The 16,663-nt window shown below is 65.5% G+C and carries 18 protein-coding genes and 1 other RNA gene; 7 read left to right on the forward strand and 12 right to left on the reverse strand.

The genetic code is table 11. From position 1 onward, the window contains the following. Window positions 1-121: 121 nt before the first annotated feature. From QX094_RS03885 to QX094_RS03935, 11 genes are all read right to left on the reverse strand, one after another. Window positions 122-1,624: a Do family serine endopeptidase gene (locus tag QX094_RS03885; protein WP_315752480.1), complete on the reverse strand. Its 1,503-nt coding sequence runs from the start codon at window positions 1,622-1,624 to the stop codon at window positions 122-124. A gap of 231 nt (window positions 1,625-1,855) precedes the next feature. Then, a complete protein-coding gene (locus QX094_RS03890; protein ID WP_315713359.1) occupies window positions 1,856-2,062 on the reverse strand; it encodes a DUF2065 domain-containing protein in 207 nt (68 codons plus the stop codon). Window positions 2,063-2,182: 120 nt separating this feature from the next. Continuing rightward, on the reverse strand, window positions 2,183-3,121 hold the full coding sequence (locus tag QX094_RS03895) for a protease modulator HflC (protein ID WP_316165983.1): 939 nt from the start codon (window positions 3,119-3,121) through the stop codon (window positions 2,183-2,185). Next, complete coding sequence (gene hflK / locus QX094_RS03900) at window positions 3,118-4,245, reverse strand: FtsH protease activity modulator HflK (RefSeq protein WP_315713361.1); 1,128 nt, start codon at window positions 4,243-4,245, stop codon at window positions 3,118-3,120. The genes QX094_RS03895 and hflK overlap by 4 nt, the downstream gene beginning before the upstream one ends. 250 nt (window positions 4,246-4,495) lie before the next feature. Beyond that, window positions 4,496-5,008: a dihydrofolate reductase gene (locus QX094_RS03905; RefSeq protein ID WP_315752478.1), complete on the reverse strand. Its 513-nt coding sequence runs from the start codon at window positions 5,006-5,008 to the stop codon at window positions 4,496-4,498. Further along, window positions 5,005-5,490, reverse strand: coding sequence for a GNAT family N-acetyltransferase (locus QX094_RS03910; protein WP_316187647.1), 486 nt, complete (start codon window positions 5,488-5,490; stop codon window positions 5,005-5,007). Before QX094_RS03910 ends, QX094_RS03905 begins: the two co-directional genes overlap by 4 nt. 3 nt (window positions 5,491-5,493) lie before the next feature. Beyond that, on the reverse strand, window positions 5,494-6,288 hold the full coding sequence (locus QX094_RS03915) for a thymidylate synthase (protein ID WP_316187648.1): 795 nt from the start codon (window positions 6,286-6,288) through the stop codon (window positions 5,494-5,496). A gap of 272 nt (window positions 6,289-6,560) precedes the next feature. Continuing rightward, window positions 6,561-8,075, reverse strand: coding sequence for a tripartite tricarboxylate transporter permease (locus QX094_RS03920; RefSeq protein ID WP_315752476.1), 1,515 nt, complete (start codon window positions 8,073-8,075; stop codon window positions 6,561-6,563). A 7-nt stretch (window positions 8,076-8,082) separates the two neighbouring features. Then, window positions 8,083-8,862, reverse strand: a complete 780-nt coding sequence (locus QX094_RS03925; RefSeq protein ID WP_315713366.1) for a tripartite tricarboxylate transporter TctB family protein — start codon at window positions 8,860-8,862, stop codon at window positions 8,083-8,085. A 97-nt stretch (window positions 8,863-8,959) separates the two neighbouring features. After that, complete coding sequence (locus tag QX094_RS03930; RefSeq protein ID WP_315713367.1) at window positions 8,960-9,493, reverse strand: chromate transporter; 534 nt, start codon at window positions 9,491-9,493, stop codon at window positions 8,960-8,962. Next, window positions 9,490-10,086 (reverse strand): chromate transporter, encoded by a 597-nt coding sequence (locus QX094_RS03935; protein WP_315713652.1) that lies wholly within the window; start codon window positions 10,084-10,086, stop codon window positions 9,490-9,492. The genes QX094_RS03930 and QX094_RS03935 overlap by 4 nt, the downstream gene beginning before the upstream one ends. A 94-nt stretch (window positions 10,087-10,180) precedes the next feature. On the opposite strand from QX094_RS03935, the gene ssrA reads away from it, so the two are divergent. The 7 genes from ssrA to QX094_RS03970 all read left to right on the forward strand — a co-directional run bounded on the left by ssrA (window position 10,181) and on the right by QX094_RS03970 (window position 15,840). Next, window positions 10,181-10,535, forward strand: a transfer-messenger RNA (tmRNA) gene (ssrA, locus tag QX094_RS03940). Between the two features lie 261 nt (window positions 10,536-10,796). Next, window positions 10,797-11,327, forward strand: coding sequence for an SspB family protein (locus QX094_RS03945; protein WP_316183973.1), 531 nt, complete (start codon window positions 10,797-10,799; stop codon window positions 11,325-11,327). A gap of 96 nt (window positions 11,328-11,423) precedes the next feature. Further along, window positions 11,424-12,848, forward strand: a complete 1,425-nt coding sequence (fumC, locus tag QX094_RS03950; RefSeq protein WP_316183974.1) for a class II fumarate hydratase — start codon at window positions 11,424-11,426, stop codon at window positions 12,846-12,848. Between the two features lie 238 nt (window positions 12,849-13,086). After that, window positions 13,087-13,272: a DUF4169 family protein gene (locus QX094_RS03955; RefSeq protein ID WP_315713370.1), complete on the forward strand. Its 186-nt coding sequence runs from the start codon at window positions 13,087-13,089 to the stop codon at window positions 13,270-13,272. Continuing rightward, complete coding sequence (locus QX094_RS03960; protein ID WP_315713371.1) at window positions 13,272-13,559, forward strand: ribbon-helix-helix domain-containing protein; 288 nt, start codon at window positions 13,272-13,274, stop codon at window positions 13,557-13,559. Before QX094_RS03955 ends, QX094_RS03960 begins: the two co-directional genes overlap by 1 nt. Before the next feature lie 107 nt (window positions 13,560-13,666). Next, complete coding sequence (locus QX094_RS03965; RefSeq protein ID WP_315713372.1) at window positions 13,667-13,942, forward strand: ferrous iron transport protein A; 276 nt, start codon at window positions 13,667-13,669, stop codon at window positions 13,940-13,942. A 20-nt stretch (window positions 13,943-13,962) separates the two neighbouring features. Then, window positions 13,963-15,840 (forward strand): ferrous iron transporter B, encoded by a 1,878-nt coding sequence (locus QX094_RS03970; RefSeq protein WP_315713373.1) that lies wholly within the window; start codon window positions 13,963-13,965, stop codon window positions 15,838-15,840. Window positions 15,841-15,856: 16 nt separating this feature from the next. On the opposite strand, the gene QX094_RS03975 is transcribed toward QX094_RS03970, so the two are convergent. Further along, window positions 15,857-16,645, reverse strand: coding sequence for an NAD(P)H-dependent oxidoreductase (locus QX094_RS03975; RefSeq protein ID WP_316183976.1), 789 nt, complete (start codon window positions 16,643-16,645; stop codon window positions 15,857-15,859). Window positions 16,646-16,663 lie beyond the last annotated feature (18 nt).

A 16,663-nucleotide genomic window follows, 5' to 3' on the forward strand; every position in this document is an offset into this window, starting at 1 on the left:
GGCGCAGCGTGCCCACCACCGTGCCGCGAGCTCGGAGCCGGATGGTGGGCGCGGCGCGGGAGAGAGCGCCTTGGCAGGCGCACCTCACGGCGCGCCTTTGCCCACCCTACTGCATCGTGCCCTACTGCAGGCTCAACGCGACGAAGCGCAGCTCGCCGTCGGCGTTGGAGACGAGCAGCAGCACCGACTTCTTGCCGTCCTTCTTGAGCTGGTCGACGCGCTTCTTGATATCGGCGCCCGAGGTCACCGCCTCCTGGGCGACCTCGACGATGACGTCGCCGGCCGACAGCCGCTTCTCGGCGGCGTCGGAGGCCTGGTCAACACCGGTGACGACGACGCCCTTGACGCTGTCCTTGATCTTGTAGCGGGCGCGCAGGTCCTTCGACAACGCGGCGAGATCGAGCCCGAGCGCCTTCTGGGTCACCGGCTTCTCGGCCGGCTCGTCCTTCTTGATCGCCGCCTGCTGCACCTTCTCGGTGTCCTCGAGCCGGCCGAGCTTGACCTTGAGCGTCTGCTCCTGGCCCTTGCGGATGACGATGACGTCGACCTCCTTGCCGACGGCGGTGTCGGCGACGATGCGCGACAGGTCCTTCGGCTCCTTGATGTCATGGCCGTCGAACTTGACGACGACGTCGCCCGGCTCGATGCCGGCCGGCTTGGCCGGTCCCTTGTCGTCGACGCCGGCGACCAGCGCGCCCCGCGCCGGCTTGATGTTGAGGCTCTCCGCGATCTCGTCGGTGACGCCCTGGATGCGCACGCCGAGCCAGCCGCGGCGCAGCTCGCCGAACTGGCGCAACTGGTCGACGACGCCGGCCACGGTCTTCGAGGGCACCGCGAAGCCGATGCCGATCGAGCCGCCCGACGGCGAGATGATCAGCGTGTTGACGCCGATGACCTCGCCCTCGAGGTTGAACAGCGGGCCGCCGGAATTGCCGCGATTGATCGCGGCGTCGGTCTGGATGTAGCTGTCATAGGGCCCCGACGAGATGTCGCGGTTCTTGGCCGAGACGATGCCGGCGGTGACGGTCCCGCCGAGACTGAACGGGTTGCCGATCGCGACCACCCAGTCGCCCAGCCGCAGCTTGTCGGAGTCGCCGAACTTGACCACCGTCAGCGGCCGCGGCGGCTTGAACTTGAGCACCGCAAGGTCGGTCTTCTTGTCGACGCCGACCAGCTCGGCCTTGATCTTGGTGCCGTCGTTGAGGATCACGTTGATCTCATCGGCATCGGCAATGACGTGGTTGTTGGTGACGACAACGCCCGAGTCGTCGACGATGAAGCCCGAGCCCAGCGAGTTGGTGCGGCGCGGCGAGTTGTCGGCACCGCCCCGGCCGCCCGGACCGCCGCGGCGGTTCTTGAAGAAATCGTCGAAGAACTCCTCGAACGGCGAGCCCGGCGGCACCTGCGGATTGGCGTTCCGCCCCTCGGACGAGCCGCCCTTGGGCTCGACAGTTTGCGAGGTCGAGATATTGACGACGGCGTCGATCACCTTTTCGGCGACATCGGCGATCCCCTCCGGCCCCCGCGCCGAGGCCGGGGCCGGCGCGAGCGCCCAGCCCGCGGCAAGGACCGCCGCGGTCAGGATCGGGCGCAGTCGACGGCTGAAAGCAAGGGTTGCGGTCATCGGGCGGATCTCCAGAAAAGTCGGCAAATTCAACTGTTACAGTGCGCCGGAACCGGCGGGGGACGCAAGCACGCCGGATCGGACCGCAGATTCATCATTGAGGGCGACCTAATACGGCAAAATGGCGCAGCCATCGCCTCACAATGGCGTTGGCCGGGCAGCAGATCGTCATTGCAGCGGTCGGGCCTCGTTCCCGTGCGACGGGCACGCAAACGCACGACAATCCGCCGCTCAGATCGGCCGCCGGATCACCCAGATCAGGACCAGGCCGGCCACCGCCGAGCCGATGCCGACTGCGCGCAGCACGTTGTCGGGCGTGGTCATCGCGGTCTTCATGGCCCGCCGCATCCACTCCGGACTTGCCGCGAACAACAGGCCTTCGAGCACGAACAGGATACCTAATCCGATGAGGAAATCGGAAAACGCAATGGACCTCATCGGACCCGGACCTCCCGTTCGATCTTCTTGATATGTAACGGGGCGAAGCAACGGCTTCGCCCCCTCCATGTCAACTCTTATTCGCCCCGATCAACGGGCCCGGCATCGAGGCAGGCGCCATCAGGGCTTGGGTGCCGGCACCGCGACGGCCGCGGTCGAGCTGGCGGTGGACGGCGTCTCCCCCGTCGGCTTCCCCGAGGGGTTGGCGAAGTAGCGGAAGAACTCCGAATCGGGCCGCAGCAGGAAGCGGGTGTCGCCGGATTTCAGGCCGTTCTCATACGCCGCCATCGAGCGGTAGAAGGCGAAAAAGTCGCGGTCCTTGTTGTAGGCCTCGGCGAACAGCCGGTTGCGTTCGGCATCGCCGGCGCCGCGGGTCTGCTCCGCCTGCGAGTTGGCCTCGGCGACGATCACGGTGGCCTCGCGATCGGCCTTGGACCTGATCTCCTGGGCCTTCTGGCCGCCGAGCGCCCGGAACTCCTCGGCCTCGCGCTGCCGCTCGGTCTTCATCCGGTTGTACACCGCCTGGCTGTTGGCCTCCGGCAGGTCGGCGCGGCGGATGCGGACGTCGACCACCTGGATGCCATAGGCGTCGGCCTCCTTGTCGAGCTGATCGCGGATCTTGCGCATCAGCGCCTCGCGCTCGTCGCGCACGACTTGCGTGAAGGTGACCTCGCCGAGCACGCGGCGCAGCGCGGCGTTCAGCAGCGTGCCGAGCTGGACGTTGGCGGTCTGGATCGAACCGACGCTCTGGTAGAACTGCAGCGCGTTCTTGATCTTGTAGCGCGCGAAGGCGTCGACCACGAGCCGCTTCTGGTCGAACGCGATCACCTCCTGCGAGGGGTTCTCGAGGTCGAGGATGCGCTTGTCGATCGAGATCACGTTGTCGATGAACGGTGCCTTGAAGTTCAGACCGGGCTCCGTGACGACGTCGACCGGCTTGCCGAACCGCACCACCAGCGCCTGCTCGGTCTGATTCACGGTGAACAGCGAGCTGTAGCCGATGACGACGAGCACGAGCACGGCGACGAGCGCGACGATGCCTGCAACGGGGGACCTCATCGGACGCCTCCCTGCTGAGCAGCCGGCGCCGGACGGCGCGGCAAGAGATCGCCGAGCGGCAGCAGCGGCACGGGGCCGCCGGTGGCGCCGCTGTCGAGCACGAGCTTCTCGGAGCCACCGAGCACGCGCTCCATGGTCTCGAGATAGATCCGTTCGCGGGTCACGTCGGGCGCCTTCTTGTACTCGTCATAGACCTTGAGGAAGCGCGCGCTCTGGCCCTTGGCCTCGGCGATCGCCTGCTCCTTGTAGCCCTCGGCGACCTGCAGGATCTGCGCGGCACGACCGCGCGCATCCGGCACCACCTTGTTGGCATAGGTCTGGGCTTCGTTCTGGAGACGCTCGAGGTCGGCACGCGCCGCCTGGACGTCGCGGAATGCCTCGATCACCTGGGCCGGCGGATCGACCTTCTGCATCTGCACCTGGGTGATCTGGATGCCGGAGCCGTAATTGTCGAGCGTCTTCTGCATCAGTTCCTGCACGTTCTGCTCGATCACGGTGCGGGCACCGGTGAGGATCGGCTGGATGTTGGAGCGGCCGATCACCTCGCGCATCGCGCTCTCGGCCACCGCCTTCACGGTGCCCTCGGGGTTCTGGATGTTGAACAGGAAGTCGGCCGCGCCCTTCGGCTTGATGCGCCAGAGCACGGTGACGTCGACGTCGACGATGTTCTCGTCGCCGGTCAGCATCAGGCTTTCCTCGGGGACATCGCGACCGCCGCGGCCGCGCCGGCCGGGATCGTCATTGGCGGTGATGCCGATCGAGATCGAGTTGACGCGCAGCGCCTTGGGCAGCAGCACGGTCTCGATCGGGTAAGGCAGGTGATAGCGCAGGCCCGGCTGCTCATCACGGACATATTTGCCGAAGCGCAGCACGACGCCGAGCTCCTCGGACTGCACGCGGTAGATGCCGGAGGCGAGCCAGATGATGATGGCGCCGAGCACGATCAGGAGCACGCCCGCGGTGCCGAAACCGCCGCCCGGCACGAACTGCTGCAGCCGGTCCTGGCCGCGCCGCAGAAGATCTTCCAGGTCGGGCGGCCTTGGACCGACCGGTTGCGGTCCCGAGCCCCAGGGCCCCTTCGGACCCTGACCCCACGGGCCTCCGCCCTGATTCTTCCACGCCATCGATCGATCTCCTCCGAGAGGCTGAGTGTACACCAACGCCGGCCCCGACGGTCGCCGGGTTATAAGGGACGGCCCCGCCCCTTACAACGTAGCGCTCCAGCTAAGCCCGAACCGGGTTTTGTCAATGTAAACAGGGCCGGAAGCGCCCGTTTGCCGCGGCCTCAGCTCCGCCACGCGGCCAAACTGCGCGACTTCATCATTAACGGATGGTCTTGAGGGGGCCGTCGCGTCGATCCGACCGGCGAAACGCTCACCGCCGCCGGCGATAGGTGACGTAGGAGAATTCGGCCTGATCGTCGGGCCCCGAGGCATGGCGCTCCCGCGCCACCTCTTCCCATTGGGCCGGGTCGATCGCCGGAAACACGGTATCGCCAGGCGGGCTCGCATGCACCTCGGTGATCTCCAGCCGGTCGGCGACCGGCATCGTCGCAGCAAAGAGCTCTGTGCCTCCGATGACCGCGATCTCCGCGGCTGAACGCCGCAGCGCATCACCACGCGCGATGCCGAGCGCTTCATCGACGGTATGGGTCACGATCGCGCCCGGCGCGCGAAACTCGGCATCGCGGGTGACGACGATGTTGGTGCGGCCCGGCAGCGGCCGGCGCGGAAACGAGACGAAGGTCTTGCGGCCCATCACGATCGGGCGGCCCATGGTCATCGCCTTGAAGCGCTGCATGTCGCTCTTCTGCCGCCACGGGATCGCACCGGCGGCGCCGATGATGCCGTTGTCGGCGACCGCGACGATCAGCACGATCTCGATCACGGCGCCCTCTCCGCCAGTTGAGCCAGAGCTTCGCCGGTCACCTTGCATAGCGTCCACTCGTCCATGAGCTCGGCGCCGAGCGATTTGTAGAAAGTGATGGAAGGAGCATTCCAGTCGAGCACCGACCATTGCAGCCGCGCCCAGCCCTTTTCGACGCAGGTGCGCGCGAGGTGACCGAGCAAGGCCTGGCCGATGCCATTGCGGCGAAACACCGGCCGCACGAACAGGTCTTCAATATAGATCCCTGGCTTGCCGGCGAACGTGGAGAAGTTGACGAACCAGACCGCGAAGCCCGCCACCGCGCCGTTCCATTCGGCGAGATCGCAGAACAGCGTCGGGTGCTCACAGAACAGCGCGCCGGCGATGTCGGCCTCGCTCGCGCCGACCTCGTGCGATAGCTTCTCGTAGTCGGCGAGCTCCCGGATCAGCGCGAATACGCTTCCGATGTCGTCTGGCCGGGCGCTACGGATCAAAACCGGCATGCGTCAGACCGCGACCTCGGCCTTGATATGCGGATGCGGATCGTAGCCGGCGAGCGCGAAGTCCTCGTAGCGGAAGCCGAAGATGTCCTTGACGTTCGGATTGAGCGTCATGGTCGGCAGCGGACGGGGAGCGCGCGTGAGCTGCAGCCGCGCCTGCTCGATATGGTTGGAATAGAGATGCACGTCGCCGAAGGAGTGCACGAATTCGCCGGGCTTCAATCCCGTCACCTGCGCCGCCATCATCGTCAGCAGCGCATAGGATGCGATGTTGAAGGGCACGCCGAGGAAGACGTCGGCCGAGCGCTGGTAGAGCTGGCACGACAATCTGCCGTTCACGACATAGAACTGGAACAGGCAGTGGCACGGCGGCAGCGCCATCTTCTCGACGTCGGCCGGGTTCCAGGCCGTCACGATCAGCCGGCGCGAATCCGGATTGCGCCTGATCATGTCGATCACGTTCGTGATCTGGTCGATATGACCGCCGTCCGGCGTCGGCCACGAGCGCCACTGATAGCCGTAGACGGGGCCGAGATCGCCATTGGCGTCGGCCCACTCGTCCCAGATGGTGACGCCGTTGTCGTGCAGATATTTGATGTTGGTGTCGCCCTTCAGGAACCACAGCAGCTCGTGCACGATCGCCTTGAGCGGCAGCCGCTTGGTGGTCACCAGCGGAAAGCCGGCCGCAAGGTTGAAGCGCATCTGGTGGCCGAACACCGACAGCGTGCCGGTGCCGGTGCGGTCGTGCTTCTCGGCGCCGTCGGACAGGATGCGTTCGAGCAGGTCGTGATACTGGTGCATGGTGCGCGCTGGCGGCCTTTCGCAGAAGGCGGCGAACTTAACGACAGGGATCGCCCGGCCCTAGCCTCGACTCGGCCCGGCCGCCAATTATACCCCGAAAAATGTCGGCCACCGCTGCAAACGACAAGGGCGGAACCGCACGTTCCGCCCCCCCCTCCCGATCCATGGCCGTTCCGTACCCAGCTCGCCGGCTTGAGGACCGCGGACCATTTGACGATCTCGCCCTTCACCAGCGTCCCGAGCGACTCCGGCGTCCGGTCCGCCGACGCAGGTCAGCCTTCGCTCTCCACGAAGACCTCGTCGCGCTTGCGGCGCAACGTCGGCAGCACCGCCAGCACCAACAGCCCCGCCGCGATCGCGAGCAGCACGGCCGACAGCGGCCGCGTCAGGAACACCGACCAGTCGCCGCGCGAGATCAGCAGCGCCCGGCGCAGGTTCTCCTCCATCAACGGGCCCAGCACCATGCCGAGCAACAGCGGCGCCGGCTCGAAATCATGCTTGATCAGCCAGTAGCCGACGAGGCCGAACGCGCCCGCCAGGACGACGTCGACCGGCGCGTTGTTAACCGAATAGATGCCGATCGCGCAGAAGATCACGATCGACGGGAACATCAGCCGGTATGGCACGCGCAAGAGCCGCACCCAGATGCCGACCAGCGGCAGGTTGATGATGATCAGCATGAGATTACCGATCCACATCGAGGCGATCATGCCCCAGACCAGATCGGGCTGCTTCTGCATCACCTGCGGGCCCGGCACGATGCCGTGGATGGTCATCGCGCCGACCATCAGCGCCATGACCGCATTCGGCGGAATGCCGAGCGTCAGCAGCGGAATGAAGGAGGTCTGCGCCGCCGCATTATTGGCGCTCTCCGGCGCCGCGACGCCCTCGATCGCACCGCGACCGAACCGCGACGGATCTCGCGCGATCTTCTTCTCCAGCGTATAGGCCGCGAACGAGGCGATCACCGCACCTCCGCCCGGCAGGATGCCCAGGATCGAACCGAGCACCGTGCCGCGCAGGATCGCCGGCGCGGAGTCCTTCAGATCCTTCCTGGTTGGCATCAGGCCGGTGATCTTCTTCTGCACGAGGTCGCGGTCCATCTCCGCGCCGGCATCGAGATTGCGAATGATCTCGGCAAAGCCGAACACGCCCATCGCGACGGTGGCAAAGCCCAGGCCGTCGGCGAGCTCGGGAATATTGAAGGCCATGCGCGAGACGCCGGTCTCGATGTCCGAGCCGACCATCGACAGCAGCAGGCCGAGCACGATCATTGCGATCGCCTTCAGCACCGAGCCCTTCGCCAGCACGACTGCGAAGATCAGGCCCAGCACCATCAGCGAGAAATACTCGGCCGGGCCGAACGCCAGCGCGAGCTTGGTCAACGGCGCGCCGAGGATCGCAATCAGCACGGTGGCAACGCAGCCGGCGAAGAATGAGCCGATCGCGGCAATCGCCAGCGCCGGACCGGCACGGCCCTGCTTCGCCATCTGGAAGCCGTCGAGCGCGGTCACCACCGACGTCGCCTCGCCGGGAATGTTGACCAGGATGGACGTCGTCGAGCCGCCATACTGGGCGCCGTAGTAGATGCCGGCCAGCATGATCAGCGCGCCGACCGGCGGCAGGCCGAAGGTGATCGGCAGCAACATCGCGACGGTGGCGATGGTCCCGATGCCCGGGAGAACGCCGACCAGCGTGCCGACCAGCGCGCCGATCAGGCACATCAGCAGATTGATTGGCGACAACGCGACGGCGAAACCGTGGGCGAGATTTGCAAACAGATCCATCACGCCCTCACTGCAAAAGGAAACGCGGCAACAGCGGCATCGGCAACCCCAGCACGTAGGGGAACAGCAGCGCGCAGCCGCCGGTCAGGCAGATGCCGACGATCAGGGCCTCGCGCCAGCGCGTCTCGGGGCTGCCGATCGCCGCGATCAGGAAGCTTGCAAGCCCCGTGACCAATAGTCCGAGCGGGCGAATGGAGACGGCGAAGGTCAGGATCGCGAGCGAGACGAACAGCGGTCCGCGCCAGTGATAGGTCGCAAGCTGCGCGCCTTCACTCACGACGCCGATCACGGCCACGGCAGCTCCGAGCCCTAGCAGCAGCAGACCGAACATCCGCGGCGCAGTTCCGGCACCGAACGAGAAGCCGCGCATGCCCTGCAGGTCGCTGGAGGCCCACAACGCGAACAGCGCGATCGCCATCAGCACGACGCCGCCGAAATAGTCCTGCGGCGCGCGTGGACGTACCATGAATGTGAACACCGCGACCGCGATCAGCGGATAGGTGTAGATGAGCGCCAGCAGAACATCGGAAGACAGCGAGGTCTTGCCGCTTGCGGCATATTGCTGCGCCAGGCTCGGGATCGCCATTGACAAGGCCGACGCATGGGCTCCAATGACCTGCAGCGGACCGCGTCCGGAGAGTGGACCTACAAGACCGGCCAAGGCGATCAGCAGTTCGATGATCTGTGGCGCGAAGGCAAGGACCAGAATGATCGATGCGCCGGTCACGCTGCGGGCGGCCGACATGCCCGCCGTTTCGCCCGACAATTGGCCCGTGGTCTCGGCCATGCCTCGCCCTCCCCGATCGGCCTTGATGGCCGGCACTGTTTTCGTTCGGCGGCCCGGAGCAAACCGGTCGCGCTTCTATTTTGCCTAGCGACTTTCCCTAGAGAAGGCCAGCAAAACCAAGACAGCCGCCCGCGGCGAGCAGCCAGAGCGGATTGAGTCGCGTCATAGATGCAACGACTGCGGCAAGGACCGTCAGCGCGAACGCCCGCCACGTCTGGTCGGAAGCCTGACCGAGAATCCATGCGCTCGCCGCCATCAAGCCGATCGACAACGGCACCAGCGTCGCCTGCAGCATGGCGGGCCAGCGCGCATCCCGCGCATTCGAGAGCCAGCGGCTGACAAAATAGGAGAGCACGGCGGTGGGACCGCACATCGCGATCGTCGCGACCGCCGCACCTGCCACGCCTGCGACCGAATAGCCGATCAGGGTGACGATCAGAACGTTGGGCCCGGGCGACAATTGCGAGAGTGCGAACAGATCGGCGAACTGTTTGTCCGTCATCCAGTGCCGGGCCTCGACTGCAACACGTTGCAGTTCGGGAATCGCCGCCACTGCGCCGCCAACCGCAAACAGCGAGATCAACGCAAAGGTCCAGAACAGCTGGAACAACGGATTGTCGTCCCCGCTCATCGTGCCGACCGCGTCTTGGCATAGGTGACGGCTAGGCTGAGCGGCACGGCCACCAGCAGAACCTCCTGAAGCGGCAGGCGCGCCAGCCCGATCGCCACGAACACGCCAGCCACGACGGCAACGCCCGCCACGTCGCTCTTCTTCAGGAGCGGCGAGATCATGCGAAACACCACCGACGCCAGCAGACCCACGGCCACGCAGGACACGCCTGCAAGCGCCCGTCGCCACGTGTCGGCTTGTCCAAAATGACCGTAGATGGCACCGAGAGAGGTGATCAGCAGCATCGGTGGTCCGAGCAGGCCTGCAAAGGCAGCGATTCCACCCGCGACACCGCGCAATCGCGCGCCGAACACCACGGAGAAATTCACGATGTTCGGTCCGGGCAGGAAATGACAGAGCGCGAAGGTCGCGTTGAACTCCTCCGCCGTCATCCAGTGATGCTCATCGACGATCGCACGCCGCGCGAACACCAGCACGCCGCCGAAGCCCGACAGCGACATTTTCGCGAATGCGAAGAAGAGCGTGCGGAGGCTGGGCGGGTGTCTGGCGATGTCGGCAGCGGGAGAGGCAACCTGCGCAGCTTCGGGAGGCATGCCGCACTGTAGGAGGACGAAAACCAGGCTGCCAAGGTCGAACCAGAGGTTCCCAGCAGCCGCCCACATTTTTGTCGCGCGCCGCGGCGTTTCGGCCCTGTGCATCCGCCGGCCGGCGGCCTATATAGGGGGTGCCGGCTTGCCGGCTATGGAAATAAATCGCCGTCGAAATAAACCATTCGGACCCGGGGGCGGTACCCGGCGCCTCCACCAAAGCCCACCGACAGATGGGTTTTGGCGGGGGCGAAATAGGATCGACGAGGGCGTAAAGGGCGAGCTTTTTCCCGGTATTGTTCCGCCGTTATCGGGCTACTGCAATAGTTGCCAACGACAACTTTGCTCCGGTTGCTCAGGCTGCGTAACGCAGTTTGAAAGACCACCTTAAAGTCCTAACGGGTTAAGCTCCGTTAGGCGGGGTTCGGAGGCACCTGGCAACAGAAGCCTCCACTTTCACTTGCCCCGCTTTGGCCGGTCTCCCCGTCGCGGGCCGTGCTGTCCCCAGTTTTTTGGCGCGTCATCCGTTCATTCCTCCGTTGACCGGACTTCCGCCAGCTTCTACCCGTTCCCATATCTGGCGATCGACCGGCATGGCTGCTGACCTCGGCACCGATGCCGGGTACGATGTGACTGACGCGAGTCGGGAATGCTGCTGCCTGCCGGGCGCGGCCGCTCGACACGTCGGGCGCAGCCCTCACGATACAGGACCGATCATGGCGACGGATCATATTCGATACGATGTGCTGGCGCGCGACGCGTTGCGCGGGGTGCTGCGCCGGGTGCTGACCGACGCTGCTGCCCATGGTCTCCCGGGCGAGCATCATTTCTTCATCACCTTCGTGTCCAAGGCCGAGGGCGTGAAGCTGTCGCCGCGGCTGCTCGCGCAATATCCGGAGGAGATGACGATCATCCTGCAACACCAGTTCTGGGATCTGGTGGTTTCGGAGGATCGGTTCGAGGTCGGCCTGTCGTTCGGCGGCATCCCTGAGCGCCTCGTGGTGCCGTTCCACGCGATCAAGAGCTTCTTCGATCCGTCCGTGCAATTCGGACTGCAGTTCGAGCCGTCGGAGGCGATTGCCGAGACGCCGCCAGCTCCGAAGCTGCCGGCCGCACCGGCGCCATCGGCCATCGCCGGTCCGCTGCCTGCGACACCGGCCGAGACCAGCGACGACAAGCCGCTCCCGCCGGCCTCGCCGGGAGAAGGCGCCGAGGTCGTGCGCCTGGACCGTTTCCGCAAGAAGTAGGCGCATTCGCCGCGCGCGGAACGCCGGTTGGACCACTAGATTGAAGCATGCTTGAACCGGTCGACGCCGGTTCACCACCAATCATGGGCATGCTTCATGGCACATTCAGCAAATCCATCATCGCACGGAGCGACGCGCACGGAGACCGACAGCTTCGGCCCGATCGAGGTCGCCGCCGATCGCTATTGGGGCGCGCAGACCGAGCGCAGCCGTCAGAATTTCCGCATCGGCCACGACCGCATGCCGATCGCCATCGTGCACGCGCTTGCGCTGGTGAAGATGGCCGCGGCCCAGACCAACCGCGAGCTCGGCCTGCTCGAGCCGCGCATGGCGGACGCCATCGTCCAAGCGGCGCAGGAGGTCATCGACGGCAAGCTCGACGACCACTTTCCGCTGGTCGTCTGGCAGACCGGCTCGGGCACCCAGAGCAACATGAACCTCAACGAGGTGATCGCCAATCGCGCCAGCGAGCTGCTGGGGGGCGAGCGCGGCACCAAGAAGCCCGTTCATCCGAACGACCACGTCAACATGAGCCAGTCGTCCAACGACTCGTTCCCGACCGCGATGCACATCGCCGCAGCGCGCGCGATCTCGGGCCATCTGGTGCCGGCGCTGTCGGAGCTGCTGGCGGCATTGCGCGCCAAGCAGGAGGCGTTCGCGGACATCGTCAAGATCGGCCGCACCCACACCCAGGACGCCACGCCGCTCACGCTGGGGCAGGAGTTCTCCGGCTACGCCGCGCAGGTCGAGAGCGCGATCGCAAGAATCGAGATTGCGGCGCGGGATCTCCTGCCGCTGGCGCAGGGCGGCACCGCCGTGGGCACCGGCCTGAACGCGGATCCGAAGTTCGCAAAGCTGTTCGCCAAGCATGTTGCCGACATCACCGGCCTGCCCTTCACCAGCGCGGCCAACAAATTCGAGGCGCTCGCGTCCAACGACGCCTATGTGTACACCCATGGTGCGCTGAATGCGGCGGCCGCCGGCCTGTTCAAGATCGCTAACGACATCCGCTTCCTCGGCTCAGGCCCGCGCTCCGGATTGGGAGAATTGATCCTGCCGGAGAACGAGCCGGGCTCCTCGATCATGCCGGGCAAGGTGAACCCGACGCAGTGCGAAGCGCTCACGATGGTGTGTTGCCAGGTGTTCGGCAATCACACGGCGATCACCATGGGCGGCAGTCAGGGTCATTTCGAACTGAACGTCTACAAACCATTGCTTTCACATTGCATGATGCAGTCCATACAATTACTAGGTGATTCAGCACGTTCATTCAGCGAACATTGCGTAACCGGTATTCAGGCCGACGCTGCTCGCATTCGCGAGCTGATGGAGCGCTCGCTGATGCTGGTGACAGCGCTTGCGCCGAAGATCGGCTACGACAACGCTGCCAAGGTCGCGAAATCAGCGCATCAGCGCGGCACCACGCTGAAACAAGAGGCCTTGCGGCTCGGTCTCGTCTCCGAGGACGAATTCGACCGCCTCGTTCAACCCGAGAGGATGACAAGGCCGGGGCGAGCGTAGCGGTAGCCCCGTAGTACTACGGGGGGTGATGCAATTCTCGCTGTTAACCCCTAAAGGATACTCTCGACTACAAGTTCTGCTGCGTTTGTTGAGTAAACAAATCCCGCTCGCAACGACGCGAATGGCCATCGAACTATCAGGGAGCGATGACATGATTGTCTGGAGAACGCCTGGGCTCATCCGCGCAATGCGCATGCTCTCGTCGCGACGTTCGATGGCTTAGATGATTGGAGCAAGCATGGGTGATGTCATCAACTTGAAGCGTTTCAGAAAGCGCGTGGAGCGCGATCAGGAAGCGAAGGTCGCCGAAAGCAACCGCGCTCGCTTCGGCAGGACGAAGTCCGAACGCGCAACTGACGCCCAACGCGACAAGCGCGCGAACGAATTACTCGATCAACATCGTATCAATGGCGAGGACGCGTGATGAAGTCGCCCGTCGTAAAACGTTCAATCGTGGTCGCAGGCCACAAGACCAGCGTCAGCCTCGAAGAGGCCTTCTGGAACGGCATGAAGGAGATTTCGGGTCTCCGTAACATGACCCTGTCCGAGCTGGTCGGAGAGATCGACAACAATCGCCAGCAGGGCAACCTGTCCTCGGCGATCCGGCTGTTCGTGCTCGACCACTTCAAGAGCCGCGCCGCAGCGTCTTCAGGCCTCGAGCCGAAGGCGGCGGTGGACACCCGGCACACGGCAGCCGCCGCGGCTCCTTGAGGCAGATCAGACGGCGATCCGCCCGGCCTGTTTAAAATCGCTCTAAGATGCCGCGGCATTTAACATGCCGCGCTTGACCTCTTGGCACGCGATTGAAAATACAGGCTATGAGCGAAATCTGCGATACAAGGCCGCCTCAGCCGCTCGGTCTCGCCCGGCGAGGCTATACCGGAACAATCCAGCATCTGGCTGCGGGCGGCGCAAGCTCGTCCCTGCCGGACGTCGAATTGGAGAGCCGGCTGATCGAACTGGGCTTCGTCGAGGGCGCCCGGGTCGAAATCCTGCATGAGGGGATCGTCGGGCGCGACCCGATCGCCGTGCGTGTCGACAACATCACCGTCGCGGTCCGCCGGCGCGAGGCCATGGCCGTCATCGTGGCATAGGCCGCGCGGAAAGCGTCGTCATGGAAAGCCCTCTGCTGCATCTGGCCCTGGTGGGTACGCCCAACAGCGGCAAGACCTCGCTGTTCAACGCGCTGACGGGAAGCCGCCAGAAGGTCGCGAACTATCCCGGGGTCACGGTCGAGCGCAAAGAGGGCGCCTTCGTCACCCCGCAGGGCCGCCAGGTCTCGCTGGTCGACCTGCCCGGCACCTATTCCTTGCGCGGTCGCAGCCCTGACGAGGAAATCACCAGGGATTTCGTGCTGGGACGTGCCACCGGCGAGGTCCTGCCCGACCTGGTGTTGTGCGTTGCCGACTCCACCAACCTCAGGTTGACCATCCGGCTGCTGCTCGAGCTCAAGAGCACCGGCCGGCCGCTGGCGCTCGTGCTCAACATGTTCGACATCGCCAAGCGGCGCGGCGTAACGGTCGACGTCTCCGCGCTGTCGCAGGCGCTGGGCGTGCCGGTCGTGACGTCGATCGCCGTGCGCAAGGGCGGCACCGACGACCTGCTGCGGCTGACCGACGAACTCCTGGCCCAGGCGGCCGCGGCCACCGGAGAGCGCGCCAACACCTGGCGTCCCCTCACGGTCCCGGAGCTGCGCGCCACCCAGCGCGAGGCCGACCGTATCATCGCGGAGACGGTCAGCCTGCCCGAGCGGCCCGATACCTGGACCGCCCGGATCGATGCCATCGCGCTGCATCCGGTCGGCGGCCTGCTGATCCTGCTGGCGATCCTGTTCGTGATGTTTCAGGGGGTGTTCGCCTGGGCCCAGCCGCTGATGCAGGTGCTATCGGCGGCTTTTGATGCGCTCGGCCAGCTCGTTCACGACGAGCTTCCCGAAGGCCTGCTGCAGAGCTTCCTGCAGAACGGGGTGATCTCCGGCGTCGGCAGCGTCATCGTCTTCCTGCCGCAGATCATCATCATCTTCCTGTTCATCCTGCTCCTGGAAGATTTCGGCTACATGGCGCGCGCGGCGTTCCTGATGGACCGCATCATGGGCGGCGCCGGGCTGCATGGCCGCGCCTTCATCCCGCTGCTCTCGAGCTTTGCCTGCGCCATTCCCGGCATCATGGCGACACGCGTGATCGACAACCGGCGCGACCGGCTCACCACGATTCTGATCGCGCCGCTGATGACCTGCTCGGCGCGGATCCCGGTCTATACGCTGATCATTTCGGCCTTCATCCCGCCGACGAAGATCTGGGGCCTGGTCAACCTGCAGGGCCTGGTGATGTTCGGGCTCTACGCCGCCGGGATCATCAGCGCGCTGCTGGTGTCGTTCCTGGTCAAGTTCTTCCTGATGCGCGACTACCAGCCGGCGCCGTTCATGCTGGAGCTGCCGGACTACAAGATGCCGCGGTTGCGCAGCATCGCGATCGGCGTATACACCCGCGCCAAGATGTTCCTGCAACGCGCCGGCACCACGATCTTCGCGATGATGGTGCTGATCTGGTTCCTGGCGTCGTTCCCGCAGCCGCCGGAGGGCGCGACCGAGCCCGCGATCAATTACAGCCTCGCGGCGATGATCGGCCAGGCGATCGCCCCCCTGCTCTCGCCGGTCGGCTTCAACTGGCAGATCGCGGTGGCGCTGGTACCCGGCATGGCCGCCCGCGAAGTCGCAGTCGCCGCGCTCGGCACCGTCTATGCGATCGAAGGCGGCAAGGAGGCCGCCGAGCAGATCGGACAGGTGCTGGCCAGCAAATGGAGCCTCGCCACGGCGCTGGCGCTGCTCGCCTGGTACATTTTCGCCCCGCAATGCGCCTCGACGCTCGCCGTCATCCGCCGAGAAACCGGCAGCTGGCGCTGGATGGCTGTCACCTTCTTCTACATGTTCGCGCTGGCCTATGCGGCGGCGTTCGCGACCTACCACATCGCGGTCGCGATGGGCGCGGGCTGAGCCCGCGCCCTCCGCGTCAGCGCGCGGCGTCGACATGCAGCGCGAAGCCGCGCGCGTCCGGCGCGCCGAGCTCAGGACGAAGCTGCATCGACGGGATCAGATAGTCGCCGTGGTTCTGCCGCCGGTACGGAATCGGCTGATCCGTGAACAGCGTCCGCATCCGCGCGCGCAGTCGGTCAGCGATCTCAACAAATCCGGCCTCGTCGATCCGGCTCGCCTTGTGCGCCACGAAGGCCGGCAGCACGTCGAAGCCGGGATAGAACAGGATGCCATGGTTGATCGGAAACAGCAGATCGTCGATCGGCCCGTTGATGCCGCGCGCCGAATAGTGCTCCTCCCAGCCGCCGGTGGTCACGACCAGCATCGCGCGCTTGCCGGCAAACACACCCTCGCCATAGCGGTTGCCCCAGCGCTTGTCGCTGTGCTCGCCGACGCCATAGGTGAAGCCGTAGGAATACACCCGGTCGACCCAGCCCTTGAGAATCGCGGGCATCGTGAACCACCACAGCGGGAACTGCAGGATGACCGCGTCGGCCCACAAGAGCTTCTCTTGCTCGGCCCTAACGTCGTCAGTGAGCGTGTGCGTCTTGAAGGCCTCGCCCGACGCGGTGGCAACGTTGAGGCGCGCATCCGGCGGCAGTTGCGGAAAGTCGGCGCGATCCGCAGCCGCCTTCCAGCCGATCGCATAGAGATCCGAGACCCTGACCTGATGGCCTTGAGATTCGAGCTCGGCGGCCGCGACGTCGCGTAGGGCGCCGTTGAGCGAGCGGGGTTCTGGGTGGGCGGAGACGAGCAGCACATTCATGGCCTTGATCCCTTTGCT

Source organism: Bradyrhizobium sp. SZCCHNS1050 (genome assembly GCF_032484785.1).
Classification (GTDB): Bacteria; Pseudomonadota; Alphaproteobacteria; order Rhizobiales; family Xanthobacteraceae; genus Bradyrhizobium.

Coding starts and splice junctions, on each gene's coding strand:
- QX094_RS03885 (WP_315752480.1), bottom strand. CDS start 1,624: ATGACCGCAACCCTTGCTTTCAGCCGTCGACTGCGCCCGATCCTGACC.
- QX094_RS03890 (WP_315713359.1), bottom strand. CDS start 2,062: ATGAGGTCCATTGCGTTTTCCGATTTCCTCATCGGATTAGGTATCCTG.
- QX094_RS03895 (WP_316165983.1), bottom strand. CDS start 3,121: ATGAGGTCCCCCGTTGCAGGCATCGTCGCGCTCGTCGCCGTGCTCGTG.
- hflK (WP_315713361.1), bottom strand. CDS start 4,245: ATGGCGTGGAAGAATCAGGGCGGAGGCCCGTGGGGTCAGGGTCCGAAG.
- QX094_RS03910 (WP_316187647.1), bottom strand. CDS start 5,490: ATGCCGGTTTTGATCCGTAGCGCCCGGCCAGACGACATCGGAAGCGTA.
- QX094_RS03915 (WP_316187648.1), bottom strand. CDS start 6,288: ATGCACCAGTATCACGACCTGCTCGAACGCATCCTGTCCGACGGCGCC.
- QX094_RS03920 (WP_315752476.1), bottom strand. CDS start 8,075: ATGGATCTGTTTGCAAATCTCGCCCACGGTTTCGCCGTCGCGTTGTCG.
- QX094_RS03925 (WP_315713366.1), bottom strand. CDS start 8,862: ATGGCCGAGACCACGGGCCAATTGTCGGGCGAAACGGCGGGCATGTCG.
- QX094_RS03930 (WP_315713367.1), bottom strand. CDS start 9,493: ATGAGCGGGGACGACAATCCGTTGTTCCAGCTGTTCTGGACCTTTGCG.
- QX094_RS03935 (WP_315713652.1), bottom strand. CDS start 10,086: ATGCCTCCCGAAGCTGCGCAGGTTGCCTCTCCCGCTGCCGACATCGCC.
- QX094_RS03945 (WP_316183973.1), top strand. CDS start 10,797: ATGGCGACGGATCATATTCGATACGATGTGCTGGCGCGCGACGCGTTG.
- fumC (WP_316183974.1), top strand. CDS start 11,424: ATGGCACATTCAGCAAATCCATCATCGCACGGAGCGACGCGCACGGAG.
- QX094_RS03955 (WP_315713370.1), top strand. CDS start 13,087: ATGGGTGATGTCATCAACTTGAAGCGTTTCAGAAAGCGCGTGGAGCGC.
- QX094_RS03960 (WP_315713371.1), top strand. CDS start 13,272: ATGAAGTCGCCCGTCGTAAAACGTTCAATCGTGGTCGCAGGCCACAAG.
- QX094_RS03965 (WP_315713372.1), top strand. CDS start 13,667: ATGAGCGAAATCTGCGATACAAGGCCGCCTCAGCCGCTCGGTCTCGCC.
- QX094_RS03970 (WP_315713373.1), top strand. CDS start 13,963: ATGGAAAGCCCTCTGCTGCATCTGGCCCTGGTGGGTACGCCCAACAGC.
- QX094_RS03975 (WP_316183976.1), bottom strand. CDS start 16,645: ATGAATGTGCTGCTCGTCTCCGCCCACCCAGAACCCCGCTCGCTCAAC.